Raw genomic sequence first — 790 nt, 5'->3', positions numbered from 1 at the left:
CTCCGCCGTACCCCCTATGATTGTCGGTAATCTCACGCTGCCCCTCCGCCAATTATAGCCAACTCGCTCCGTCAGTGGATATGAAAAATCGCCGCTCTGCTTCCGTCAACGGAAGTGAGCGGCGACAGTCTGGGCTGCATGGCTAGAAGAATTACATCTCTGGCGAAAGCAGAACACATTTTGCCAATATGTCAATTAGATTCTCAAGTTGAGTTAATTATTGAGTAAAGAATGATATGACAATTACATTGATATTACAGCTAAATTGATATATTTTATTAGTAAAGATAAGAGTAAAGAAAAATCTAGGAGAGCATATTATGTTACTTTCTTCGAATGAAGTGTTCCAGATATTAAAAGACGTAGGGTTAACATCTGCAAAAGATAAGCAGATTGTTCTCAGGTGGAAAAGAAATGGTTTTATAAAAGCTAAAATTGACTCTCGAAAAAAAGGAGTTTGGTTTGAAGAAAAAGAAGTAAAGAAATTCATTAAGAATAGAAAAGGGGCAAGTCAAATTGAAATACTTGAAATGGAAATTGAGAAGTTGAGCAAAATAATAAATGAAGAGAAAAAAACAAATCAAAAACTAGTGGAAGAAATTGAATTTTTAAGGGAGAAATTGCATGAGAATCGAGAAGATAACAGTAGGCATAATGAAGATACTGGACAGTGAAAAGTTCTACCCCTTAAGAAGCCAGCGAATCGGCGTCATTCCTGGGCTCGTCCTGCTTTGATCGAATTATTTCGGTTATCGATAATGACGGGTATTGGGCAAACAGGCGAAAAATC

At 37.2% G+C, this 790-nt stretch carries 1 protein-coding gene; it reads left to right on the top strand.

The genetic code is table 11. The annotated features are described in order from the left end of the window. Positions 1–320: 320 nt before the first annotated feature. Positions 321–674, top strand: coding sequence for a hypothetical protein (locus tag E6C55_RS33245; RefSeq protein WP_136374117.1), 354 nt, complete (start codon positions 321–323; stop codon positions 672–674). Positions 675–790 lie beyond the last annotated feature (116 nt).

Origin of the sequence: Cohnella fermenti (genome assembly GCF_004801405.1) — a bacterium.
GTDB lineage: Bacteria > Bacillota > Bacilli > Paenibacillales > Paenibacillaceae > Cohnella > Cohnella fermenti.
This window is presented reverse-complemented; position numbering and strand designations above follow the sequence as displayed.